Origin of the sequence: Streptococcus halitosis, from assembly GCF_023147855.1 — a bacterium.
Lineage (GTDB): Bacteria > Bacillota > Bacilli > Lactobacillales > Streptococcaceae > Streptococcus > Streptococcus halitosis_B.
This window is the reverse complement of the sequence record NZ_JAHXOP010000003.1, coordinates 24,920-47,706: the sequence shown is the minus strand read 5'-3', so window position 1 is coordinate 47,706 and position 22,787 is coordinate 24,920. Positions and strand designations below refer to the sequence as shown.

The following is a 22,787-nucleotide window of genomic DNA, read 5'->3' as shown; positions in this document are numbered from 1 at the left end:
ACTACTTCTCCTATTTTTTACGAATAGATAAGTATGATTGATCTTTATTTTTTTCTTGTCGGGAGCATTCTCGCTTCTTTCTTGGGTTTGGTCATTGACCGTTTTCCTGAGCAATCCATTATCCGACCGGCTAGTCACTGCGATTCCTGTCAGACTCGCTTGCGTCCGTTAGATTTGATTCCTATCCTCTCTCAGCTCTTCAATCGCTTTCGCTGTCGCTATTGTAAGGCTCACTATCCTGTCTGGTATGCCCTTTTTGAATTGGGCTTGGGTGCCCTCTTTCTGGCTTGGTCATGGGGCTTCCTTTCCTTGGGCCAAGTCATTCTAATAACTGCTGGCTTGACCTTGGGAATCTATGACTTTCGCCATCAGGAGTATCCCTTACTGGTCTGGATGACTTTCCACCTAATCCTCATGGCCTGCTCTGGTTGGAATCTGGTTATGGTCTTCTTTCTTGCTCTTGGAATCATGGCCCATTTTATCGATATCCGCATGGGAGCAGGGGATTTTCTATTTCTGGCTTCTTGTGCGCTCGTCTTTAGAGCGACCGAATTACTCATCTTGATTCAGTTCGCTTCTGCGACGGGCATTCTGGCCTTTCTACGGCAAAAGAAAAAGGAAAGACTTCCTTTTGTGCCTTTCCTCTTACTTGCTGTTTGCGTGATTATTTTTGGTAAGCTACTGCTTGTTTGATAAAGTCCTGAATTGGCTCTCCTTGGTGGAGAGCTTTTACAATTTTCGAACCGACGATAACGCCATCTGACACCGCATTGAAGCGTTCTACATCAGCCTGACTAGACACACCAAAACCTGTCAAGACTGGGATGTCAGCTACTTGATGCAATTGTGCCAAGTGCTTGTCCAAGTCTGCACGGTAATTTCCTGACTTCCCTGTCACCCCATTGATGGCAACAGCATAGACAAAGCCTTCTGCTCCCTTGATTAACTCTTTTTGGCGCTCAAGTCCTGTAGTCAAACTTACTAGGGGAATCAAGGCGATATCTGTGTCTGCCAAAAAAGGCTCTACAAAGTTGGCATGCTCATGAGGCAGGTCTGGGATAATCAATCCCTTGACCGCTGTATCTGCCAGATCTTTGACAAATTTGTCCACACCATACTGAAAGAGGGGATTGAAGTAGGTCATAATGACAAGAGGAATTTCTGTTTGAATGGTTTTCAAGGTTTCAACCAAGGTCTGAGTAGAAGTTCCATGAGCTAGACTGCGCAAGCCTGCTTCTTCGATCACAGGTCCATCTGCAACAGGGTCTGAAAAGGGAATGCCCACTTCAATGGCTGAAACACCCAAATCTTCTAGAAAGTGGATTGTTTCTCCTAGTCCATCCAAACCTTTCTCGTGGTCTCCAGCCATGATATAGGGAACGAAAATTCCTTTTCCAGCTGCTTTGATAGCATTCAATTTTTCCGTTAAAGTCTTAGGCATGCGCTTCTCCCTTCTTTGCTGTATCTGCTTCCAAGCGGTCTTTGACTTGAACCACATCCTTGTCCCCACGACCTGATAGACAGACAATTATCGACTTGTCTGGTCCAAGTTCTTTGGCCAATTTCACTGCAAAGGCAATCGCATGGCTTGATTCCAAGGCTGGGATAATCCCTTCCACACGAGACAAGAGTTGGAATCCTTCCAAGGCTTCCTCGTCTGTCACAGGGACATAGCTGGCACGTTTAATATCGTGGTAGTGAGAATGTTCTGGACCGATACCAGGATAGTCCAAACCTGCTGAGATAGAGAAGGCTTCAAGAATTTGACCATGGGCATCTTGGAGCACATCCATAAGAGAACCATGGAGAACACCTGGACGTCCCTTGGTCAAGGTCGCTGCGTGGTGCTCCGTGTCCACACCAAGTCCTGCTGCTTCAGCCCCATACATTGCTACTGACTCATCTTCTACAAAGGGATGGAAGAGACCGATAGCATTCGAGCCCCCACCAACACAGGCTACTAGGGCATCTGGTAGATGTTCACCTGTCAAGTCACGGTACTGTTGTTTAGCTTCTCTACCGATGACACTTTGGAAGTCACGAACGATTTCTGGGAAAGGATGAGGCCCCAAGGCAGAACCAAGGATATAGTGAGTATCATCGATGTTAGCTACCCATGAACGAAGGGCTGCATTAACTGCATCCTTGAGCACGCGCGAACCATCTGTCACGGCCTCAACCTTTGCTCCCAAAAGCTCCATACGGAAGACATTAAGGGCTTGGCGTTTAACATCTTCCTCACCCATGTAGATGGTACATTCCATGTTGAAGAGGGATGCAGCTGTTGCAGTTGCCACACCGTGCTGACCAGCACCAGTTTCTGCGATAATTTTCTTCTTGCCCATGCGTTTAGCCAGAAGAACTTGTCCCAAGGCATTGTTAATCTTGTGGGCCCCTGTATGGTTGAGGTCTTCCCGTTTGAGATAAATCTTGGCTCCGCCGATATGCTGGGTCAAGTTTTTTGCGTAGTAAAGAGGCGTTTCACGTCCTACATACTGGCGTAAGAGCTGATTTAATTCCTCTTGGAAACTGGGGTCTGCCTGACTTTCACGGTAGGCCTTCTCCAACTCCAAAACTGCTGTCATCAATGTTTCTGGGACGAAACGTCCGCCGAATTTTCCGTAAAATCCATCTTTATTTGGTTCTTGATATGCCATGCTTTACCCTCTCTATAAATCTTCTAATCTTTTCATGATCTTTTTGTCCATCTGTCTCCACTCCGCTTGATACATCTACTGCATAGGGAGTAAAGTGTTGAATTGCTTTTACTACATTATCTTCATTAAGCCCACCTGCGATAAAGAAGGGCTGAGCTAGTCCTGTCGTATCCAATTTCCCCCAGTCAAAGGTCTGACCACTCCCTGCCACAGGGGCATCAAAGAGTAGATAGTCTGCCTGAGAATTGGGTACATGCCCCTCTCCATCCACTTGCACAGCCTGAATGCTGGCACAAGGTAAATCCTCAAACAACTCATCCGCCACCTGACCATGAACTTGAACCAAGTCCAAGCCAACCTTTTCAATCGCTTCTAACAGTTCTGCTCGACTTGGTGAAACAAATACGCCAACCTTTTTTACGTCTAAAGGAATGAGCTTTGCCAGCTCAGCAGCCTGATCCAAGGTCACCTGTCTTTTACTAGGTGCAAAGACAAAACCGATGTAGTCCGCTCCTACTGAAACGGCTGTCTCCACCGCTTCCTTGGTCGATAATCCGCAAATTTTAACCTTTGTCAATTTGCAACTCCTTGATTCTCTTGGCCACATCTTCCGCCTGCATAAGAGCTGTCCCTACCAAAATTCCGTTAAAGAATGGTGCTAGTCGTTCCGCATCCTGCCTTGTGAAAATAGCAGATTCAGATATGTACAAGCAATCATCTTTGAAGTGTTGGGCCAAATCCACACTGGTCTGCAAATCGACCTCAAAGGTGGTCAAATTGCGGTTATTAACCCCAATAATCTCAGCACCCAGTCTGTGGGCTACCTCTAGTTCAGCAAGATTGTGAGTCTCCACCAAGACTTCCAGACCAAGCTCTGTCGCGTAGTTATATAGTTCCTTGAGGCGTTCTTCTGACAAAGCAGCCACGATGAGCAATATAACTGTAGCACCGGCATTGCGAGCACGGATAATTTGCTTTTTATCGATGATAAAGTCCTTGTTGAGCGTTGGAATGTTTACCTGACTGGAGATCTCACGTAAATAATCCAAATGCCCTTTAAAGAAAACTTCATCTGTCAAAACCGAAATCATCACTGCGCCGTTTGCTTCATAAGTCTGGGCCTGTTGCACAGTATCCACATTGAGATTGATATCTCCCAGACTAGGGCTAGCCTTCTTGACTTCAGCGATTACCTGCAAACGGTCTTGATGTTGTTTTAAATAGTCAGATAAGCGATAGGTCTGGCGCAAGGGCTGGATTTCCTCCAGCTCCATCTGCTCTACTTCACGCGCCTTCTGCTCTAAGATTCGTGCTAAAAATTCCTGACTCATTTTTGGTACTCCTGTAACAGTCTGAGTTTTTCAAGGGCCTTGCCACTAGCAATTACTTGACTGGCCAAGGCAACTCCTTCCTTGATACTAGCTACCTTACCATTGGCATAGAAACCAAGACCAGCATTTAAAACTGTCGTTTCCAAGAATGGACTTGGTTCATTTTGAAGAACGCTGAGCAAAATTTCTGCATTTTCCTGAGCATTCCCACCACGGATATCTTCAATAGCGTAGCGCTCCATTCCCAAATCCTCTGGAGTAAAGTTTGACAAGGTGATTTCGCCATTTTCAAGAAGAGCAATCTTGGTTGTTCCGTTCAAGCCAGCTTCATCTAGCCCTTCTGGTCCAGCAACCACGATGGCACGTTTGCGACCCATATTTTTCAAAACTTGAGCTGTGCTTTCTAGAAGTTCTGGACGACTAATACCAAGCAACTGTGTTTCCAAGGCCATTGGGTGAATCAGTGGACCAGTCAAGTTCATGATTGTTGGAATTCCCAATTCCAAACGAGCGGGCATGATGTATTTCATAGCTGGGTGCATATTTTTAGCAAAGAGAAAGACGATGCCAGTTTTATCAAAGACCTTACCTAGTTCAGCCGGTTTGAGGTCTAGGTTAATGCCCAAGGCTTCGAGAACATCTGCAGAACCAGATTTAGAAGAAATCGAGCGGTTACCGTGTTTTGCCATATGAACACCACCACCAGCCAAGACAAAGGCTGAAGTTGTGGAAATGTTGAAGCTGAAGGATTTGTCTCCACCTGTACCACAGTTGTCCATGGCATCATGAATTTCAGTTGGAATGTGTTGGGCGTGGCCTCTCATGACTTGGGCAATGGCTGTACGCTCTTCAGGTGTTTCCCCCTTCATCTTAAGAGCCAAGAGAAGAGAAGCAATCTGTGCTTCAGTTACACGCCCAGTTACGATACGCTCAATGACATCCGTCATTTCCACACCTGATAAATTTTCAAATTTTGCTAGTTTTTCAATAATTTCTTTCATCCTAGTTTCCTCACTTTACAACCTTCTCGATAAAATTCCGAATAGAAGACAAACCGTCTGGCGTTCCGATACTCTCTGGATGGTACTGGAAGCCATAAATTGGTAGGTTTTTGTGTTGAATTCCCATGATAGCTTGATCATCAGTCGAACGAGCTGTCACTTTAAAGTCTTCTGGCATTTCTTCAATCAAAATACTGTGGTAACGCATAACCGCACGGCCATCCTCGATGCCTTGATACAAAACAGATGGCGCTTCAAAGCTGATATTGCTCTGTTTCCCATGCATGACTTTGGGAGCCAAGCCAAGCTTACCACCAAAGACTTCTGCAATGGCTTGATGACCCAGACAAATCCCAAGAATCGGCTTTTTGCCAGCAAAGTCACGAATCATATCTTCCATCTTACCAGCATCAACTGGCCAACCTGGACCTGGAGAAAAGACCAGACCGTCTGCTTTTTCAGCTTCTTCATACAGCTTAGAATCATCATTTCTCAAGACCTGAACTTCTGCGAAATTTCCAATGTATTGAGCCAAGTTATAGGTAAAAGAATCATAGTTGTCAATCAATAAAATCATGGTCTTAGTTCTCCAATTCTAGTCATAGATTTAGCTTTGTTAATGGTTTCTTGATATTCGTTTTGGGCGATGGAGTCGTAGACAATCCCTGCCCCAGCCTGCACATAAGCTGTTTGATTTTTGAGAATCATAGTTCGGATGGCAATGGCAAAATCCATATCACCCGTCGCAGACAAGTAGCCGATTGCTCCTGCGTATACGCCCCGTTTTTCTGTTTCCAGTTCATAGATCCGTCTCATGGCCCGAATCTTTGGTGCTCCAGAAACGGTTCCAGCAGGAAGTGTTGCTTTCAAGGCATCCATGGCAGTGAGTTCTGGAAGCAAACGCCCCTTGACCACACTGGTCAAATGCATGACGTAGCGGAAGAGCTCCACTTCCATATACTTAGTGACTTGGACACTGGCCGTTTCAGAGATGCGGCCAATATCATTGCGTCCCAAGTCTACTAACATTCGATGCTCTGCTGTTTCCTTCTCATCCGAAAGCAGGTCTGTCGCCAAAGCCTTGTCTTCTTCATCCGTAGCTCCTCTTGGTCGTGTCCCTGCAATCGGATTGGTTGTCACGATGCCATTTTTGACAGAAACCAAACTTTCTGGACTGGCACCGATGATTTGATAATCCCCAAAGTCATAGAAATAGAGGTAATTAGAAGGATTAGTCACGCGGAGATTTCTGTAGAAGTCAAACGGATTTCCAGTAACTTCTGCTGAGAAACGCTGGCTGAGCACGCATTGGAACATATCCCCATTACGAATCAAGTCACGAGCTGTTTCGACCATTTGCTCAAACTTCTGAGGAGCGATATGGGGTTTGAAGTCCAGCGGAGATAAATCCAAGTCTTCAAATTCATTTGAAGCAGGAATGCGTAATTCCTCCAGCACTTGCTTCAAGGCTTCTTCCAAATCTTCTTGACTGCGATCACTATAGAGAGTATCCTCGATAACATGGATTTTTTCTTTCTTGTGGTCAAAGACCATATAGCTCTCAAAGACAAAGAAATGCATGTCTGGCGTCCCAATGGTATCCTCAGGGATTTGACCAATTTCTTCATAAAGCGAAATCATATCGTAACCAACAAAACCAATGGCTCCCCCACCAAAAGGGAGGTCTGAATGGTGCTGGCTCTTATGAGTCACTTCATAAAGAAAATCCAAGGGATCACGATCAATCACTTGTCCATTTTGATAAAGGACTCCATTTTCAAACTGAATCTCAAAAACTGGATTATAGGCTAGGATAGAAAAACGAGCGGTTTCCTTGTCTCTCGGAATACTCTCTAAAATAACCTTGTGTTGCCCCTTTAGGCGCATATAAGCCAAGATTGGTGATAAGACATCTCCATGAATGATCCGTTCCATTGTAATTTCCCTTTCAGTTTCTTATTTTTAATTTTTGGTCTTTTTTCTATTTCCCTTAAATAGTGCGGACGGGAGCAACTTTCTCCGAAATTTCATCCCTAATTTTCGAGACTTAGGTCTCAAAAATTCCGTTCTAGAGAAGCATCTTTGCTTCTCTAGAATACCACTATAGCGGGAAATAGCGGGTCAATGCTCACTTCGTTAGCAAATATTTTATAGAAATCTATCTAGTGATGAAGCATAATTTAAAACTGATAGCCATATCTACGATAAATATATAAAAATCCCCACGCAAACTAACTTGCGTGAGGACGAAATTCGCGGTGCCACCTCAATTATAGGATTTCTCCTATCTCTCATTCCTGTCTCAGAAAGCTCCTGTAACAGGCTGTGCGATAAAGGGCACTCCCTTGAGAATTATGTTTTCTTCTCTCGTTTCAGATGGGCCCAACCTTACAGCTTCCTCTGCTTGTTTCCAGCAACCACAAGCTCTCTGTGAGAGAAAGAACTGTAATTTTTCCATCTTTTATTTTTTAGCTTCTAGGTAGTCTGCAATAGCAGCTACGTCCTTGTCTCCACGACCAGAGACATTGATGATGATAATCTCATCTTTACCTAGTTTCGGTGCACGTTTAACTGCTTCTGCGATGGCATGCGAACTTTCAATCGCTGGGATAATCCCTTCAGTCTTGCTTAATAAAAGCAAGGCTTGAACAGCTTCTTCGTCTGTCGCTGCCACATATTCCACGCGACCTGAATCTTTAAAGTAGGCGTGTTCTGGACCAACGCCTGGATAGTCCAAACCAGCTGAAATAGAGTAAACTGGCGCCAGCTCTCCATCTTCCTTAAAGACTGCATAAGTCTTCATACCGTCGACAATTCCGACACTACCCTTTGTCATAGTGGCTGCATGCTTGTCTGTGTCCAGTCCGTGACCGGCAGCTTCGACCCCAACCAATTTGACTTCTTCATCAGCCACATACTGTGAAAAAGCACCGATGGCATTGGAACCACCACCTACACAGGCAATAACGTAGTCTGGTAAACGGCCTTCTTTTTCTAAGATTTGACGGCGAGATTCTTCACTGATGACCTTTTGGAATTCATGAACAATGGTAGGATAAGGATGAGGCCCTACAGCAGATCCCAAAACGTAGAAGGCTTCAAGGTCATTCATCCATGCTCCAAAGGCTGCATCAACCGCATCCTTGAGAGTTCGTGTTCCCGTTTCAACCGCGTGAACAGTTGCTCCCATCATCTCCATGCGGAAAACATTGAGGCGTTGACGTTCCACATCTTCTGCCCCCATGTAGACATCACAAGCCATACCAAACTTGGCTGCAGCCGCTGCAGTCGCAACACCGTGTTGACCAGCTCCTGTTTCCGCGATCACTCGTTTTTTGCCCATACGTTTGGCAAGAAGAATTTGTCCTAAAACGTTGTTAAGCTTGTGAGAACCAAGGTGATTCAGGTCTTCGCGCTTGAGATAAATCTTAGCCCCACCTAGGTGGTCTGTTAAACTTTCCGCAAAATAGAGCGGTGTTTCGCGACCGGAATAGTCCTTCAAGTAATGGCGAAACTCAGCCAAAAACTCTGGATCATCCTTGTACTTATCAAATGTCACTTCCAACTCATCCAACAAAGCCTGAATCGGCTCCGGTACAAAACTACCACCAAATTGTCCAAAATAACCTTTAGTTGTCATAAATTTTTCCTCTTTCTGTATTCATTTGACTTTTTGTTTGCTTTTAGTAGCAGGCAAGGAGCTACAGATAGAACTCAATACTCTTCGAAAATCAAATTCAAACCACGTCAACGTCGCCTTGCCGTACTCAAGTACAGCCTGCGGCTAGTTTCCTAGTTTGCTCTTTGATTTTCATTGAGTATAAGTTCATCAAAGCGACTCAAGGCCCTAATAAAAGATAAACAAAACGACGGATAGAAAAAAGCCCACACACAGAATCTACTTCCGTGTGAGGGCGTTAGTAACGCGGTGCCACCTCAATTATAAAGGGACTATCCCCCTTTACATCTCTACCTTGTCTAACAACAAGTTGCACTGTAAGGTGTGCGCACCGAACTTTCATTGTTTCAAATTCATTTTTAAAATCAGCCCACTTTCACTACTTTCAACCACCTGTTCACAATCACCACAGGCTCCCTGAAGATCAAACATAGTTACTTTTCTGATTTATTGAGAATATTATATGTTATTGTTCTATCTTTGTCAAGATTTTTTATGATTTTTTTCCTGAACCGAGGATTTCTTCGGAAATTCTCACCAAAGTCTGAACGATGTAATCAACTTCTTCATCGCTTAATTTTGTATGAAGAGGAAGGGTAATTTCATTTTCAAAGAAGGCATAGGCTCTTGGATAATCTGCCATATCAAAACCAAGATTCTTATAGGCTGTCAAGAGAGGAAGCGGTTTATAGTGTACATTACTTGCAATTCCTGCTTTGGCCAATTCTTGGATGATTTGGTTACGCTCTTCTAGGCTAGCACCTTCTACATGGGTGATGTAGAGGTGGCGTGAAGATTCGACAGTATCAGTCTTGTGTGCCAGTGGGTGAATACGAGTACCCGCAAAACCACGATCATAACGATCCACGATGTCCTTACGACGTTGTAGCAACCCAGGGTAACGGTCCAATTGTACCAAACCAATCGAAGCCATGATATCCGTCATGTTGCACTTGTAGGCCGGTGTAACGATATCGTATTCCCATGAACCCAGTTGCATCTTGGCAAGGGCGTCTTTGGTTTGACCATGAAGGGAAAGGATCTGGAATTCCTTGTACATCTCTTCATCGTCAATCGCTGGATTGGACTTCCAAGTCGCACTTCCTCCCTCAGCCGTTGTAAAGTTTTTAACGGCATGGAATGAGAAGGAAGTAAAGTCAGCGATAGAGCCAGTAGGGTGTCCTTTATAAGTTGATCCCAAAGCATGGGCACTATCAGAGACAATCACGATACGGTTAAAGAGCTTTTGCCACTTGCTAGTAGCTGTAAAGAGGTCGCGTTTCTTCTCCACAATTTGGAACAAACGGTCATAGTTGCAAACAATCCCTGCAAGGTCTACTGGGATGATCACCTTAGTCTTTTCAGTGATGGCTTGCTCAAGAAGGTCATAGTCCATCTCAAACGTATCTGCTTGGATATCCACCATGACAGGTGTTGCTCCTACGTGTGTGATGACACTACATGAAGCTGTGTAAGTCATAGCTGGAACGATGACTTCATCACCTGGTCCCACTTCCAAAACACGTAAAATCAACTCAAGAGCGGCTGTCGCAGAGTTGAGACAGACAGTCTTAGGTGTCTGTGTGTATTGTGACAAGCGACGCTCCAGTTCTTTTGTCTTAGGACCTGTTGTGATCCAACCAGAACGCAGGGTATCCGCTACTTCAGCAATTTCAGCTTCGGTAATATCAGGTGGTGAAAATGGAATATTGTAATTTGGCATTGATTTGCTCCTTTTATCTGTACTCATTTTCTCATGACTACTTTATTTTAGTACCTCAAACACGGTTTGAAACATGATTTTGATGTCTCCAAGGAAACTAAATTCTCGGAGATAGGCGAGATTATAGCGCATCTTTTCAGGGAGGACATGTTCGACATAGGCCTGGTCAACTGACAGACCTTTCTCCGTCATTTGACTGATGATGGTGTCCTCATCCTTGTAGTTGATGCTGGCTGGAGAGGTGATACCTGCTGGCAAGAGCAAGGTCGCCATCATTTCAGGACTATACTGCTCCGTGTAGCGTGGCACCTCAGGTCGTGTCCCAACAAAGGACATCTCGCCTTTAAGGACATTGACTAGCTGAGGTAGTTCGTCCAAACGCACACGGCGGATGAAATTTCCCACTTTGGTAATACGGCTATCGTTAGCAGAAGTCACTAGACTTCCTTTTTTATCCGCATCCGTTACCATGGTACGGAACTTCCAAATCTTGAACGGACGGTTGTACTGGGTCACGCGCTCTTGCTTGTAAATGACAGGTCCCTTGCTATCCAACTTGATCCAAATACTCAAGATAAGAAAGACGGGAGAAGTCAAAACTAGCAAAAACAAGGCCAGAACCCAATCCAGGCAACGCTTGAAAATCAGCGAACCCTTCCTTTTAGAGACAAGCTGGTAGTAAGACTCAACCTCGCTTGATTGCATTTCCACGGGCAAGTCCTCCCATTTCAGCATGCTGTTTCTCCTTTGTTTTTATTATACTATTTGTCAACATTTTTCATTATACCACAAAATAGAAAAGGCGGTGCAAGAAAGCTGTAATTTGGAGGAATTCTTATTAGGACATGGCCCCTGCCTGCAAGCTATACATCTTGTGATAGGTTCCTCCCAAGGCCAAGAGTTCCTCATGGGTTCCACTCTCGATGATGCGCCCCTTGTCCAAGACATAGATACAGTTGGCATCTTGAATAGTTGAAAGGCGATGAGCGATGGCAATGGTCGTCCGCCCCTGTCTCATTTTAGCCAGAGAAGCTTGAACCAGACTTTCTGTCTCAGAGTCAATATTGGCTGTCGCTTCATCCAAAATCAGGATTTTAGGTTGACTAGCGACTGTTCTAGCAAAGGCAAGAAGCTGGCGCTGTCCAGTAGAAAAGCTCGAACCACGCTCGGAAACAGGAGCATCATAGCCCAGCGGAAGATCTTGAATAAAGGAATCCGCATCGACAAAGGCAGCCGCAGCCTGGACCTCTTCATCACTAAGATCTTGGTACATGGCGATATTGGACTTAATAGTCCCATGATAGAGGAAGGGATCCTGCAAGACTAGACCGATATTTTTTCTCAATTCTTGCTGGCTATAGTTTCGGATATCCACTTCATCCAAGAGAACTCGCCCTGACTGAAATTCATAAAAACGCATGAGGACATTGATAATCGAAGATTTCCCCGAACCTGTATGCCCTACAAAGGCAATGGTTTCACCCTTATCAACCGAAAAGGAAATATCATCCAGAATCTGGTGTTTTCCATCATATGAGAAACACACGTGCTCAAACCGAATATTACCTTCTTTAATCTTTGCTTGGCTATCCTTTTGAAGAGGCTCATAGGTCCTCTCATCAATCAAGGCAAAAACACGACCTGCAGAAACCATAGAAGTTTGAAGGGTTGAAAAGTTTTGCGTCACCTCAATCAAGGGGTCAAAGAGCCGATTGATGTACTGGATAAAGGCATACATGGTTCCGGCTGTTATCCCGATAGAAAGACCACGGTAACCAAAGTAAGCCATCAAAACTGTGTAACCTAAGAGTTTCAGCAAACTCATGGCAGGTCTCAAAAAGAGGGCATCCAAGGCTACAGATCGGTTGGCGTAGACCAAGTGTTCTTGGTTAATCTCATCAAATTCTGCCTGCAGGCGCTTCTCTTGATTAAAGGCTTGGATTATTCTGATTCCTTCGATATTTTCAGCCAGCTTGCTATTGATATCCGATAAGAGACTTCTGGTTTTCTCAATAATCTTGACTGACTTTTTCCGATAGAGATTGACTAAAAGGAAAATCAAAGGAAGAAAGAGCAGAACTAAAACTGTCAAGCGATAGTCTAAAACCAACATGGTATAAAGGGTTGTCAGAAAGATAAAAACTGCTGAGATAAAACTGGATAAAATCCCTGAAAACATATCACTGATGGTCTCGGTATCATTAGTTAAACGAGAGACAATCGAACCAGCTGGCGTCTTGTCAAAGTAAGACATACCCAGTTTCTCCATATTGGAAAAGGCATCCCGACGAATATCTCTAACGATACTGTAGGACACGCGCGCAAAGAGAAGATTTCCGACATACTGAACTAGAGTTTGCAGGATGTAAAGACCATAGTAGACCAGCAAAACGGTCACAGCAAGTTGGTTGAGATTGCTGAGATACTGGTCGATAAAGTGGGAAGCTACAAGGGGAATGACACTTTTAATGACCGTCGTCGCGAGGAGAAAACTGAGTGCCAAAAAGGTCAGGAGGCCATAGGGCTTGAGATAAGACATCAAGCGCTTCAATACAGCCCATTGTTCTTTCTTATTCTGCATCTTCTTCTCCTTTCATTTCCAACTGCTGAGACTGATAGGTTTGGGCATACCAGCCATCTAAAGCTAGCAGGTCTTCGTGTGTACCGCGTTCTATGATTTGGCCATTTTGCAGAACCAAAATCAGATCTGCATGGACGACTGCACTGAGACGATGGGCTGTGATGATAGTTGTCTTATCCTTCCGCGTCTCCTTGAGATTATCGATGATCGCATACTCTGTCTTGGCATCCACGGCTGACAAGGAATCATCTAAAATCAAGATATCAGGGTCTAAAATCATAGCCCGACTCATGGCCAGACGTTGCTTTTGCCCACCTGATAGACTAACTCCTTTTTCACCGATCAGCGTATCAAATCCCTGAGGCATGTCCACAATATCTTTATAAACTTGAGCTAGCTTAGTCGCTTCCCCAACTGCTGAAAGGGGCAAGTTCGGATTGCCAAAACGGATATTGTCTAAGATCGAAGTCGCAAAGAGGAACTGGTCCTGAGGAACATAGCCCATGAGACTGCGAAGGTCTGTCAGACGATAGTCTCGAATATCATGACTGTTTAGGTAAATGGCTCCCTTATCCACATCGTATTCACGCAAGAGGAGCTTAATCAATGATGTTTTCCCAGAGCCTGTCTGTCCGACCAAGCCAAGAGTTTCCCCTTTTTCCAAACTAAAGTGAATATCCGTCAGTGTTTTCTCATTTTCAAAGGCAAAACTATCAATATCGTACTCCAAACGTCCATTTTCAATACCGTCCAGAGGAAACTCAGGATCTTGTACAGGTGATTCCTGAGACAAAAGTTCCTCAATCCGCTGGTAAGAAACCTTCCCTCGCTGAGTGATATTAAAGAGGAAACCGATAGCCATAAGAGGCCAAACTAGCATATCCAAGTAGCTGATAAAGGTAACCAGATTCCCAACCGTAATCTGCCCCTCCTGAACCATCAAGGAACCGACCAAAAGGGTTAAAACATAGGATGAACCAACAAATAAGAGAACCATTGGGTCAAAGAGACTATCGTATTTCATGGTTTGCAGATTCTTTTGGAAGGTCAATTCATTTACTTCCCGAAAAGATGCCAATTCATCAGACTGATAACCGAAAGACTTGGTCACCTTGATACCTGATACAGACTCCTGCACCTTGTTATTGAGCTCAGAAAAGGCAGCCTGTGATTCGCCAAAAGCCTTGTGGGTCTTTCTCCCTAGACGACTGGTCGCATAAGCCATGAAAGGCAGGGGCAGAATGGCAACCAAGGTCATTTGCCAAGAAATACTAAAAAGCATGGTCAGCAAAGTCACCAAAGCCGTGATGGAAGCATCCACTGCTGACATGACTCCTCCACCTGCGAGACGAGTTAAAGCATTGATATCATTTGTAGCGTGTGCCATCAAGTCCCCCGTCCGATAGGTCTGATAAAAGGCTGGCGACATTTTAGTAAAATGCTCAAACAAGCGAGAGCGCATAATCTGCCCTAGACGATAAGAAGTTCCAAGGATATACATGCGCCAAACATAGCGCAGATAGTACATCCCGAAGGCTGCCAGCAGCAGATAAAATAGATTAAGAAAGAGGTCCTGATGGGTTAATTGTCCCGATGTAATGGCATCAATGACCCGTCCCATGACCATGGGGGGAATGAGATTGAGGACGGAAACCAAGATCAAGGCCACAATCCCGACTAGATAACGGCGTTTTTCTAACTTGAAAAACCACCAAAGTTTTTGAATAATGGACATAAAATCCCTTTCTGATTGCAAATGGAAACCTGAGGCCAAGACTCAATGAAAATCAAAGAGCAAACTAGGAAACTAGCCGCAGGCTGCTCAAAGCACTGCTTTGAGGTTGTAGATAGAACTGACGAAGTCAGTAACCTACATACGGCAAGGCGACGTTGACGCAGTTTGAATTTGATTTTTGAAGAGTACAAGACCTCAGGTTTTTCTTATTCATAGGTTACGACTGAGACGACACCCTTGTCGTACTCAGCGATAAAGATATTGGCCACATTGTCATACCCTTGTTTGCTGAGGTTATCAAGCAGCCATTCTTCGCTCCGACCAATGGTCTCCAAAATTTCAACTTGGATCACACCGTCTGTGACAACAGGATACTTGGGATTCTCATCTCCCATTTGGACTACGATGAGTTGACCATTTTGCTCCTGCATCGCTCGTTTGACTTGTTTCATTTGGAAAATTCCCTGACTACGAAGCTTAAGAGCTACGTCCGCTGCTGACAAACCAACCGAACGGCAGGCTTCTGGATCAATCTTCCCATTTTTAATAAGCAGGGTTGGCTTCCCATCAATCAAACGTTTCACAAAGTGAACATTGTTGTTCAGCCATTTGAGCGTCAAGACCAGAATGGTCCACATAATCAGGATAACTGCATACTGAAGGATACTGATGGCGCTATTGTAAATCACCCCACCAATGATACCCCCTAGCACATAGTTCTGAATTTGATCTATTGCTGAGTTAGGCGCTAGGTTGCCCTTTCCTGTCACATTGATTACAAAAACCAGAGAAAAGAGACCCAAGGCTAGTTTGATTAAAATTTCCATATAATTGAGTGTCATTTGTTCACCTCCACCAGTTCAATTGCATCTGTTTTATACAATTCCACTTTCTCTAACAGGTACTTGTCTGGCTCACTGCCGTTCAGGGCACGATAATAACGATCTCCTACCTTAAGAAGTGCTCCATCAGTGTTTGTGGAAGTATTAACATAGACTTCTGACTTGTCTACTCCCAAATCTTTGGAAACAAGCTCGATGAAATGAAGTGAAGTTTGAAATTTATTGTTAGAAACTTGATTGTTTTGATAAGTCGTGATGCTGACCAAAAGGAGAGCTAATAAGGTCAGAGCTGAAATCATGACCAACTCACGAAATTTGGTCCCCTTTTTATCATGGTATGCCTTGAAAGCAAAAAAACCTGTCACAGCTAATAGAACAATCCCAAAGCCAACCATGATACCATTTTGCTGACCGATTTGGCTGAGGACATAGTCATAAGAGTAGAATTTCATGTATTTTCACTCCCCTTCATAAAATCATTCTTCATTATAAACGAAAGAGGGTGATTTTTCAAACCATACGTTGGGGAAATACGCCTTTTTTTGATATAATATAGTCTATAATCTGAATGAAAAAGGTAACTTTATGAAACTCATCTCATGGAATATTGATTCCCTCAATGCAGCCCTAACGAGTGACTCAGCTCGCGCTAAGTTGTCCCAAGAAGTCCTACAAACCTTGGTCGCTGAAAATGCTGATATCATCGCTATCCAGGAAACCAAGCTTTCTTCAAAAGGGCCTACAAAAAAACACTTGGAAATTTTAGAAGAGCTCTTCCCAGACTATGAAAACACTTGGCGCTCTTCCCAAGAACCTGCCCGCAAAGGCTACGCTGGAACCATGTTCCTCTATAAGAAAGAACTCACACCAACGATCAGCTTCCCAGAAATCGGTGCTCCTTCTACCATGGATTTGGAAGGCCGCATCATCACCTTGGAATTTGATACATTTTTCGTAACGCAAGTTTACACTCCAAATGCTGGTGATGGTTTGAAACGCTTGGAAGAGCGTCAAGTCTGGGACGTCAAATATGCTGAGTATTTGGCTCAACTAGACAAAGAAAAAACAGTCCTTGCGACGGGTGACTATAACGTAGCCCACAAGGAAATCGACCTTGCAAACCCTGCTAGCAACCGCCGTTCGCCTGGATTTACAGACGAGGAACGTGCTGGTTTTACCAACCTTTTGGCAACTGGATTTACTGACACTTTCCGCCATATTCACGGCGATGTCCCAGAACGTTATACTTGGTGGGCACAACGCAGCAAGACTTCTAAAATCAACAATACAGGCTGGAGAATCGACTACTGGCTCACCAGCAACCGCGTGGCTGACAAGGTGACCAAGTCTGATATGATTGACTCCGGTGCGCGCCAAGACCATACACCCATTGTCATGGAGATTGAGCTCTAAGGAGAAAATGAATGGACTATCAAGCTGTCATTCCTGAATTTGTAGTATCTGACCTCGAAAAGTCACGACACTTCTACTGCGACTTGCTGGGATTTTCTGTCGAATACGAGCGTCCAGAGGAGAAATTTCTCTTTCTTTCTCTTGAAGAATGCCAGCTAATGATAGAGGAGGGAACCCCCGAGGAACTGGCTAACCTTACCTACCCTTTTGGAAAAGGTGTCAACCTATCCTTTGGTATAAAGGATGTCCCACAACTTTATCAAAAAGTGACCGAGGCCAACTATCCTATTTATCGTCCTTTGACCAAGAGAACATTTCGTGTTGGGGATCACTATATCTATCCTCACGAATTTGCAGTCTTGGACCCAGATGGCTATTTTTTAAGATTTAGTGAATAGAATAATAGAACCCTACAATACTGTATCTCGTTGTAGGTTTCTTTTTTGTTCGTTTTTTTCATTAAAACACTAACAAAACATTTGATTTCTAAAGCTATTTAGTGTAAAATAATGACATTAACGCTATTGCGTTTGATAATAGTACCATTTTACTTGTTTATGTCGTGAATTGGCACGACGTTTCTACAAGGTGCCGGAACACCTAACAATGAGTAAGTCTGTTGAGGGTATGTTTTTAAACATACCTATTTTGAGGGCTTGCTTATCTGTTAAGTAGGTCCTTTTTTCTAGCCCTTTTTGAGATGATAAAGGCGATAGAAAAATACAAAAGAGTTTAGACTTTAGGAGGTCTTATGAAATTATTAGAAGAGCGCATCCTTCAGGATGGGCATATCTTGGGTGACAACATCCTCAAGGTAGATTCCTTTTTAACCCACCAAGTTGACTATCGTTTGATGCGGGAGATTGGTAAGGTTTTTGCGGAAAAATTCGCATCTGCTGGCATTACCAAGGTTGTAACGATTGAAGCTTCAGGGATCGCCCCAGCTGTTTTTACAGCTGAAGCCTTAGATGTCCCTATGATTTTCGCCAAGAAAGCTAAAAACATCACCATGAATGAAGGAATCTTAACTGCTCAAGTCTACTCCTTTACCAAGCAGGTGACGAGCACGGTCTCCATCGCTGGAAAATTCCTCTCACCTGAGGACAAGGTCTTGATTATCGATGATTTCCTAGCTAATGGCCAAGCTGCCAAAGGCTTGATCCAAATCATCGAACAAGCCGGAGCAAAAGTTGAAGCGATAGGTATCGTGATTGAAAAGTCTTTCCAAGATGGTCGTGATTTGCTTGAAAAAGCTGGCTATCCAGTTCTATCACTGGCTCGCTTGGATCGTTTTGAAAACGGTCAGGTCGTATTTAAGGAGGCAGATCTCTAATGCAAAAACAAGAAAAACATTCGCAAGCAGCCGTTCTTGGCTTGCAGCACTTACTAGCCATGTACTCAGGTTCTATCCTGGTTCCCATCATGATTGCGACAGCTCTTGGCTATTCAGCTGAGCAGTTGACCTACCTAATCTCCACAGATATCTTCATGTGTGGGGTGGCCACCTTCCTCCAACTCCAACTCAACAAATACTTTGGAATTGGACTACCAGTCGTTCTCGGAGTAGCCTTCCAATCCGTCGCTCCTTTGATTATGATTGGGCAAAGCCACGGTAGCGGTGCTATGTTTGGTGCCCTTATCGTTTCAGGGATTTATGTGGTTCTGATTTCAGGCATCTTCTCAAAAGTGGCCAATCTCTTCCCATCTATCGTAACAGGCTCTGTCATTACCACGATTGGATTGACCCTGATTCCTGTCGCTATTGGAAATATGGGAAATAACGTTCCAGAGCCAACCGGTCAAAGTCTCTTGCTTGCTGCAATCACTGTTCTGATCATCCTCTTGATCAACATCTTTACCAAAGGATTTATCAAGTCTATCTCCATTTTGATTGGTCTGGTTGTCGGAACCGCCATTGCTGCTACTATGGGTTTGGTTGATTTCTCCCCTGTTGCGGCAGCACCACTTGTCCATGTTCCTACTCCCCTCTACTTTGGGGTGCCAACCTTTGAAATCTCCTCTATCGTCATGATGTGTATCATTGCAACGGTGTCTATGGTTGAGTCAACGGGTGTTTACCTAGCCTTGTCTGATATCACAAAAGACCCAATCGACAGCACGCGCCTACGCAACGGCTACCGCGCAGAAGGTTTAGCTGTCCTTCTCGGAGGAATCTTTAATACCTTCCCTTACACAGGATTTTCACAAAACGTTGGTTTGGTTAAATTGTCAGGTATCAAGACTCGCCTGCCAATCTATTATGCAGCTGGTTTCCTAGTCCTCCTTGGACTTCTACCTAAGTTTGGCGCCCTTGCCCAAATCATTCCAAGCCCTGTTCTTGGTGGTGCCATGCTGGTGATGTTTGGTTTTGTTTCCCTTCAAGGGATGCAAATCCTCGCCCGTGTTGACTTTGCTAACAATGAGCACAACTTCCTTATCGCAGCTGTTTCAATCGCTGCAGGTGTCGGACTCAATAACAGTAATCTCTTTGTCAGCATGCCTACAGCCTTCCAAATGTTCTTCTCAAACGGAATCGTCGTAGCCAGCCTACTTGCCATTGTACTCAATGCCGTATTAAATCGGAAAAAGAAATAAGAAAAAGAGGCTCACACCTCTTTTTTGTTTCTCTATATCCTTACCTGTCTTTTTTCAGACCGCTGGCCTGTGACAAACATGGTAAAGGTTGCTTTGCAGACATTTCTGCCTTCTTGATTGGTGATATCGACATCTACCACACAGGTTGTGCGTCCATGATGGACACATTCTCCTTTAATGGTCAGTACATCATCTAGTTTTCCTGCCTTGAGGTAGTTGATAGAGGACTGAAGCGTCACTCCATCTAGCCCCAGCGAGATAACCACCAAACCACTAATCTGATCACAAAGTGTAAAGAGATAACCTCCATGGGCATTGCCATAGTAGTTGAGCGACGAGTCCACTATTTTCGTCGTCACCACAACGTGACCATCTCTCATTTGTTCTATTTCATAATTTTCAAAGGCAGATATAGCGTCAAAATGAAAATCTTTCATCGTTTCCTCCTGATATTTCAAACGACCCTATGATACTACTTTTTATAGGACTATGCAAGGAGAAAGCTCCTAGTCTGGCAAAATTCCGACCTGTTCTACAAAGCGCATAAAGGCTGCCTGTCCTTGTTTCGTCTGCTTGTAAACCCCCGCGTCCTCCAGAACACGTGCAAAGATGTCACCCACAGAGTCCTTGACGATTTCAAGGGCTTTTTCTTTATCTGCTAGGTCCAGATGTTGGGCTTTGAGCTGGTCTGCCCATTCCTGATGATAGTCGGCAACTGTAACCCCTTCTCCCACGAGGTAGCTGGCAACTTGCTCCACTTCTGCCTTCAAACGAGGTGGAAGAATAGCCAAGCCCATGACCTCAATCAAGCCGATATTTTCCTTCTTGATATGTTGGACATCCTTGTGGGGATGATAGATGCCATCAGGATGCTCTGCTGAAGTTTGATTGTCCCGTAAAACCAAGTCCAACTCAAACTGTCCATCGCGTTTACGCGCAATGGGTGTGATAGTGTGATGCGGTGTCCCATCTGTTTCTGCTAAAATCTGCACTGCAGGGTCTGAATACTGACGCCATTCCTGTAAAATCTTATCAGCCAAGTTGATCAAATCCTCTTTAGAATCCGAGTTCAAACGTAGCACTGACATTGGCCACTTGACAATCCCAGCCTTGACCTGCTCAAATCCAGCAAATCGGAAAGGCTTTTGCAAGGGAGCCAATTCCATAGGAAATACGTGACGGCCTCCTTGATAGTGATCATGAGTGAGAATAGAACCTCCCACAATCGGTAGGTCGGCATTCGAACCCGCAAAATATCCCGGAAATTGCTCTACGATCGCCAGCAGACGCTCAAAGCTCTGACGACTAATGGCCATGGGACGATGCTGGCCGTCTAAGAAGATACAGTGCTCATTAAAATAAGCATAGGGCGAATACTGGAAGCCCCACTCCTGACCCGCCATTTCAAAACGGATAATGCGGTGATTGCTGCGAGCTGGATGGTTAATTCGACCATGATAGCCTTCGTTCTCTAGACAAAGCTGACACTGGGGATAATTGCTAGCTTGCACCAACTTGGCTGCTGCAATCTCCTTGGGATCCTTTTCAGGCTTAGAGAGGTTGATGGTAATCTCAAGTTCTCCGTAGTCAGATGGAACACGATAAGCAATATTTTTTGCAATGGCCTTGAGTTTGATGTAGTCATTTTTCTGGCTAAGTTGGTAGAAGTCCGCAATTGCCTGTTCGGGAGATTGGGCATAGGTTGCCCAGAAGTCACGATTGACCTGACTTGGACAAGGCGTTACTAAGTCCATTAGTTCAGCACCGAGGATTTCACGCGTAGCCTGACTATCCTCAATCGTCTCTAATCGAACCGCTTCCTCAACCAACTGGTCCTTGAGGTCAATCAATTTATCTAGACCAGTCTCAACTTCCAAAACACCTTCGCCTACTCGTGCCAAAACACGATTGGTCAGGTAGATTCGATCCATTTCCTCAAATGAACTTTCAGCAATAACGTGTGTTATAAATTTATCTACTAAGGTCACTATAGAGCCTCCTTTTGACTAGTCAAGGACGCGAGTGCCACCTGCAACTTCAGCGATATAGAAGCTTGGAGCGTATCCAACGACTTCCTCGTAATGCTTGCCTACAGCTTCCTTAAAGGCCTCAACAGCGTCTTTTTGAACCAAGGCAATGGCACAGCCTCCAAAACCTGCACCTGTCATACGAGCACCGAGAACACCTTCTTGATCCCAAGCTGTGTGAACAAGTGTGTCCAATTCCAAACCAGTTACTTCATAGTCATGTTCTAGAGAGACGTGAGAAGCATTCATCAAGCGACCAAATGTTTCCAAATCACCTGCTTGAAGAGCTGTTTGAGCTTTAAGAGTACGTTGGTTTTCAAGCACAGCATGGCGTGCACGTTTCAAACGATTTTCGTCTTTAATCAGGTAGCTGTATTGGTCAAAGGCCCACTCATCCAATTCACCCAAGGTCTGAATATCCAAGGCAACTTGCAATTCTTCCACTGCTTTTTCACACTCAGCACGGCGTTCATTGTATTTAGAGTCCGCCAGTTCACGGCGTTTATTGGTATTCATAATAACAACAATATTGTCCTTCAAATCAAGTGGCACCAAGTCATACTCCAAGGTGTTGGTATCTAGGTAAATAGCACGTTGGTCAGCCCCCATACCGATAGCAAACTGGTCCATGATACCAGAGTTGACTCCGATAAAGTTATTTTCTGTTTGTTTTCCGATTTTAACCAAATCCAAACGGTCTAGTTTTAAATCAAAGAGATGCTCTGCCACGACCCCTGTCAAGAGTTCCAATGATGCTGAAGAAGACAAGCCAGAACCATTTGGGATATTCCCATAAACATAAAAATCAAAACCTTTGTCAATTACGTGCCCAGCTTCTTGCAAGAAATAAAGAACTCCTTTTGGATAATTGGTCCAGCTGTGCTCTTTTTCAAACTTGAGATCAGCAAGAGGCACTTCGATGATACCTTTGTCCTCAAAGTTAGCTGAGTAGAAACGCAAGACTTGGTCGTCACGCTTGCGAGCTGCTCCATAGGTTCCCAAGGAAATAGCAGCTGGAAAAACGTGCCCGCCATTGTAGTCCGTGTGTTCACCAATCAAATTGATACGGCCTGGTGAAAAGAAGGTTTGGTCTGCTTCTTGACCAAAAACGGCAAGAAAGTCTTTACGAAGGGCTTCAGCAGTAAGATGTTGTGTCATATGAATTCTCCTTTGACTGTCCGTTAAGCCACCTTAACGTGTAAT

General features: G+C 44.4%; 22 protein-coding genes, 1 riboswitch and 2 other annotated features. Of the genes, 5 read left to right on the top strand and 17 right to left on the bottom strand.

Annotated elements, in window-relative coordinates; translation table 11 throughout:
• Positions 1-33: 33 nt before the first annotated feature.
• A complete protein-coding gene (locus KZX55_RS06360; RefSeq protein ID WP_248025783.1) occupies positions 34-693 on the top strand; it encodes a prepilin peptidase in 660 nt (219 codons plus the stop codon).
• Here KZX55_RS06360 and trpA read toward each other — a convergent pair.
• The 14 genes from trpA to KZX55_RS06290 all read right to left on the bottom strand — a co-directional run bounded on the left by trpA (position 665) and on the right by KZX55_RS06290 (position 16,001).
• Positions 665-1,441 (bottom strand): tryptophan synthase subunit alpha, encoded by a 777-nt coding sequence (trpA, locus tag KZX55_RS06355; RefSeq protein WP_248025782.1) that lies wholly within the window; start codon positions 1,439-1,441, stop codon positions 665-667. The genes KZX55_RS06360 and trpA overlap by 29 nt on opposite strands.
• On the bottom strand, positions 1,434-2,657 hold the full coding sequence (trpB, locus tag KZX55_RS06350) for a tryptophan synthase subunit beta (protein ID WP_248025779.1): 1,224 nt from the start codon (positions 2,655-2,657) through the stop codon (positions 1,434-1,436). The genes trpA and trpB (KZX55_RS06350) overlap by 8 nt, the downstream gene beginning before the upstream one ends.
• Positions 2,635-3,234, bottom strand: coding sequence for a phosphoribosylanthranilate isomerase (locus KZX55_RS06345; protein WP_248025778.1), 600 nt, complete (start codon positions 3,232-3,234; stop codon positions 2,635-2,637). Before KZX55_RS06345 ends, trpB (KZX55_RS06350) begins: the two co-directional genes overlap by 23 nt.
• Entirely contained in the window at positions 3,221-3,988 is a 768-nt protein-coding gene (gene trpC, locus KZX55_RS06340; RefSeq protein ID WP_248025776.1) for an indole-3-glycerol phosphate synthase TrpC, read from the bottom strand. The genes KZX55_RS06345 and trpC overlap by 14 nt, the downstream gene beginning before the upstream one ends.
• Positions 3,985-4,989, bottom strand: a complete 1,005-nt coding sequence (trpD, locus tag KZX55_RS06335) for an anthranilate phosphoribosyltransferase (protein ID WP_248025775.1) — start codon at positions 4,987-4,989, stop codon at positions 3,985-3,987. Before trpD ends, trpC begins: the two co-directional genes overlap by 4 nt.
• A gap of 10 nt (positions 4,990-4,999) precedes the next feature.
• A complete protein-coding gene (locus tag KZX55_RS06330) occupies positions 5,000-5,566 on the bottom strand; it encodes an aminodeoxychorismate/anthranilate synthase component II (RefSeq protein WP_248025772.1) in 567 nt (188 codons plus the stop codon).
• Entirely contained in the window at positions 5,563-6,924 is a 1,362-nt protein-coding gene (gene trpE, locus KZX55_RS06325) for an anthranilate synthase component I (protein ID WP_248025770.1), read from the bottom strand. The genes KZX55_RS06330 and trpE overlap by 4 nt, the downstream gene beginning before the upstream one ends.
• Positions 6,925-7,228: 304 nt before the next feature.
• Positions 7,229-7,454, bottom strand: a binding site (T-box leader).
• Complete coding sequence (gene trpB / locus KZX55_RS06320) at positions 7,451-8,629, bottom strand: tryptophan synthase subunit beta (protein WP_248025768.1); 1,179 nt, start codon at positions 8,627-8,629, stop codon at positions 7,451-7,453. It overlaps the preceding feature by 4 nt.
• A gap of 267 nt (positions 8,630-8,896) precedes the next feature.
• Positions 8,897-9,122, bottom strand: a binding site (T-box leader).
• Between the two features lie 39 nt (positions 9,123-9,161).
• Positions 9,162-10,391, bottom strand: a complete 1,230-nt coding sequence (locus KZX55_RS06315; RefSeq protein WP_248025766.1) for a DegT/DnrJ/EryC1/StrS family aminotransferase — start codon at positions 10,389-10,391, stop codon at positions 9,162-9,164.
• Between the two features lie 42 nt (positions 10,392-10,433).
• A complete protein-coding gene (locus KZX55_RS06310) occupies positions 10,434-11,126 on the bottom strand; it encodes a sugar transferase (protein ID WP_049505609.1) in 693 nt (230 codons plus the stop codon).
• A gap of 103 nt (positions 11,127-11,229) precedes the next feature.
• On the bottom strand, positions 11,230-12,972 hold the full coding sequence (locus KZX55_RS06305) for an ABC transporter ATP-binding protein (protein ID WP_248025764.1): 1,743 nt from the start codon (positions 12,970-12,972) through the stop codon (positions 11,230-11,232).
• The gene (locus KZX55_RS06300; protein ID WP_248025762.1) at positions 12,962-14,707 is read right to left on the bottom strand and encodes an ABC transporter ATP-binding protein; all 1,746 of its coding nucleotides are present in this window, start codon (positions 14,705-14,707) and stop codon (positions 12,962-12,964) included. Before KZX55_RS06300 ends, KZX55_RS06305 begins: the two co-directional genes overlap by 11 nt.
• Positions 14,708-14,913: 206 nt before the next feature.
• A complete protein-coding gene (locus KZX55_RS06295) occupies positions 14,914-15,549 on the bottom strand; it encodes a DUF421 domain-containing protein (RefSeq protein ID WP_220107137.1) in 636 nt (211 codons plus the stop codon).
• Positions 15,546-16,001, bottom strand: a complete 456-nt coding sequence (locus KZX55_RS06290) for a DUF3290 family protein (protein WP_248025760.1) — start codon at positions 15,999-16,001, stop codon at positions 15,546-15,548. The genes KZX55_RS06295 and KZX55_RS06290 overlap by 4 nt, the downstream gene beginning before the upstream one ends.
• A gap of 133 nt (positions 16,002-16,134) precedes the next feature.
• Between KZX55_RS06290 and KZX55_RS06285 the strand changes: the two genes are divergently transcribed.
• The 4 genes from KZX55_RS06285 (at position 16,135) to KZX55_RS06270 (ending at position 19,557) form a co-directional block, all read left to right on the top strand.
• Positions 16,135-16,962, top strand: a complete 828-nt coding sequence (locus tag KZX55_RS06285; protein ID WP_248025756.1) for an exodeoxyribonuclease III — start codon at positions 16,135-16,137, stop codon at positions 16,960-16,962.
• An 11-nt stretch (positions 16,963-16,973) separates the two neighbouring features.
• Positions 16,974-17,360 carry a bleomycin resistance protein gene (locus KZX55_RS06280; protein WP_248025747.1) on the top strand — a complete coding sequence of 129 codons (387 nt, stop codon included), beginning with the start codon at positions 16,974-16,976 and terminating at the stop codon, positions 17,358-17,360.
• Between the two features lie 133 nt (positions 17,361-17,493).
• Positions 17,494-17,589: riboswitch (purine riboswitch) on the top strand.
• Positions 17,590-17,713: 124 nt separating this feature from the next.
• Positions 17,714-18,295, top strand: coding sequence for a xanthine phosphoribosyltransferase (locus KZX55_RS06275; RefSeq protein WP_248025744.1), 582 nt, complete (start codon positions 17,714-17,716; stop codon positions 18,293-18,295).
• A complete protein-coding gene (locus tag KZX55_RS06270) occupies positions 18,295-19,557 on the top strand; it encodes a nucleobase:cation symporter-2 family protein (RefSeq protein ID WP_001171653.1) in 1,263 nt (420 codons plus the stop codon). Before KZX55_RS06275 ends, KZX55_RS06270 begins: the two co-directional genes overlap by 1 nt.
• A 32-nt stretch (positions 19,558-19,589) precedes the next feature.
• On the opposite strand, the gene KZX55_RS06265 is transcribed toward KZX55_RS06270, so the two are convergent.
• The 3 genes from KZX55_RS06265 to KZX55_RS06255 all read right to left on the bottom strand — a co-directional run bounded on the left by KZX55_RS06265 (position 19,590) and on the right by KZX55_RS06255 (position 22,742).
• Entirely contained in the window at positions 19,590-19,994 is a 405-nt protein-coding gene (locus KZX55_RS06265; protein WP_049538104.1) for a PaaI family thioesterase, read from the bottom strand.
• A gap of 69 nt (positions 19,995-20,063) precedes the next feature.
• Positions 20,064-21,545, bottom strand: coding sequence for a UDP-glucose--hexose-1-phosphate uridylyltransferase (locus KZX55_RS06260; RefSeq protein ID WP_248025741.1), 1,482 nt, complete (start codon positions 21,543-21,545; stop codon positions 20,064-20,066).
• An 18-nt stretch (positions 21,546-21,563) separates the two neighbouring features.
• Positions 21,564-22,742, bottom strand: coding sequence for a galactokinase (locus KZX55_RS06255; RefSeq protein ID WP_248025738.1), 1,179 nt, complete (start codon positions 22,740-22,742; stop codon positions 21,564-21,566).
• Positions 22,743-22,787: the final 45 nt, after the last annotated feature.

Excerpts from the sequence above, each read along its gene's own strand:
- KZX55_RS06360 (WP_248025783.1), top strand. The coding sequence starts at position 34 with ATGATTGATCTTTATTTTTTTCTTGTCGGGAGCATTCTCGCTTCTTTC.
- trpA (WP_248025782.1), bottom strand. The coding sequence starts at position 1,441 with ATGCCTAAGACTTTAACGGAAAAATTGAATGCTATCAAAGCAGCTGGA.
- trpB (WP_248025779.1), bottom strand. The coding sequence starts at position 2,657 with ATGGCATATCAAGAACCAAATAAAGATGGATTTTACGGAAAATTCGGC.
- trpC (WP_248025776.1), bottom strand. The coding sequence starts at position 3,988 with ATGAGTCAGGAATTTTTAGCACGAATCTTAGAGCAGAAGGCGCGTGAA.
- trpD (WP_248025775.1), bottom strand. The coding sequence starts at position 4,989 with ATGAAAGAAATTATTGAAAAACTAGCAAAATTTGAAAATTTATCAGGT.
- KZX55_RS06330 (WP_248025772.1), bottom strand. The coding sequence starts at position 5,566 with ATGATTTTATTGATTGACAACTATGATTCTTTTACCTATAACTTGGCT.
- trpE (WP_248025770.1), bottom strand. The coding sequence starts at position 6,924 with ATGGAACGGATCATTCATGGAGATGTCTTATCACCAATCTTGGCTTAT.
- trpB (WP_248025768.1), bottom strand. The coding sequence starts at position 8,629 with ATGACAACTAAAGGTTATTTTGGACAATTTGGTGGTAGTTTTGTACCG.
- KZX55_RS06315 (WP_248025766.1), bottom strand. The coding sequence starts at position 10,391 with ATGCCAAATTACAATATTCCATTTTCACCACCTGATATTACCGAAGCT.
- KZX55_RS06310 (WP_049505609.1), bottom strand. The coding sequence starts at position 11,126 with ATGCTGAAATGGGAGGACTTGCCCGTGGAAATGCAATCAAGCGAGGTT.
- KZX55_RS06305 (WP_248025764.1), bottom strand. The coding sequence starts at position 12,972 with ATGCAGAATAAGAAAGAACAATGGGCTGTATTGAAGCGCTTGATGTCT.
- KZX55_RS06300 (WP_248025762.1), bottom strand. The coding sequence starts at position 14,707 with ATGTCCATTATTCAAAAACTTTGGTGGTTTTTCAAGTTAGAAAAACGC.
- KZX55_RS06295 (WP_220107137.1), bottom strand. The coding sequence starts at position 15,549 with ATGACACTCAATTATATGGAAATTTTAATCAAACTAGCCTTGGGTCTC.
- KZX55_RS06290 (WP_248025760.1), bottom strand. The coding sequence starts at position 16,001 with ATGAAATTCTACTCTTATGACTATGTCCTCAGCCAAATCGGTCAGCAA.
- KZX55_RS06285 (WP_248025756.1), top strand. The coding sequence starts at position 16,135 with ATGAAACTCATCTCATGGAATATTGATTCCCTCAATGCAGCCCTAACG.
- KZX55_RS06280 (WP_248025747.1), top strand. The coding sequence starts at position 16,974 with ATGGACTATCAAGCTGTCATTCCTGAATTTGTAGTATCTGACCTCGAA.
- KZX55_RS06275 (WP_248025744.1), top strand. The coding sequence starts at position 17,714 with ATGAAATTATTAGAAGAGCGCATCCTTCAGGATGGGCATATCTTGGGT.
- KZX55_RS06270 (WP_001171653.1), top strand. The coding sequence starts at position 18,295 with ATGCAAAAACAAGAAAAACATTCGCAAGCAGCCGTTCTTGGCTTGCAG.
- KZX55_RS06265 (WP_049538104.1), bottom strand. The coding sequence starts at position 19,994 with ATGAAAGATTTTCATTTTGACGCTATATCTGCCTTTGAAAATTATGAA.
- KZX55_RS06255 (WP_248025738.1), bottom strand. The coding sequence starts at position 22,742 with ATGACACAACATCTTACTGCTGAAGCCCTTCGTAAAGACTTTCTTGCC.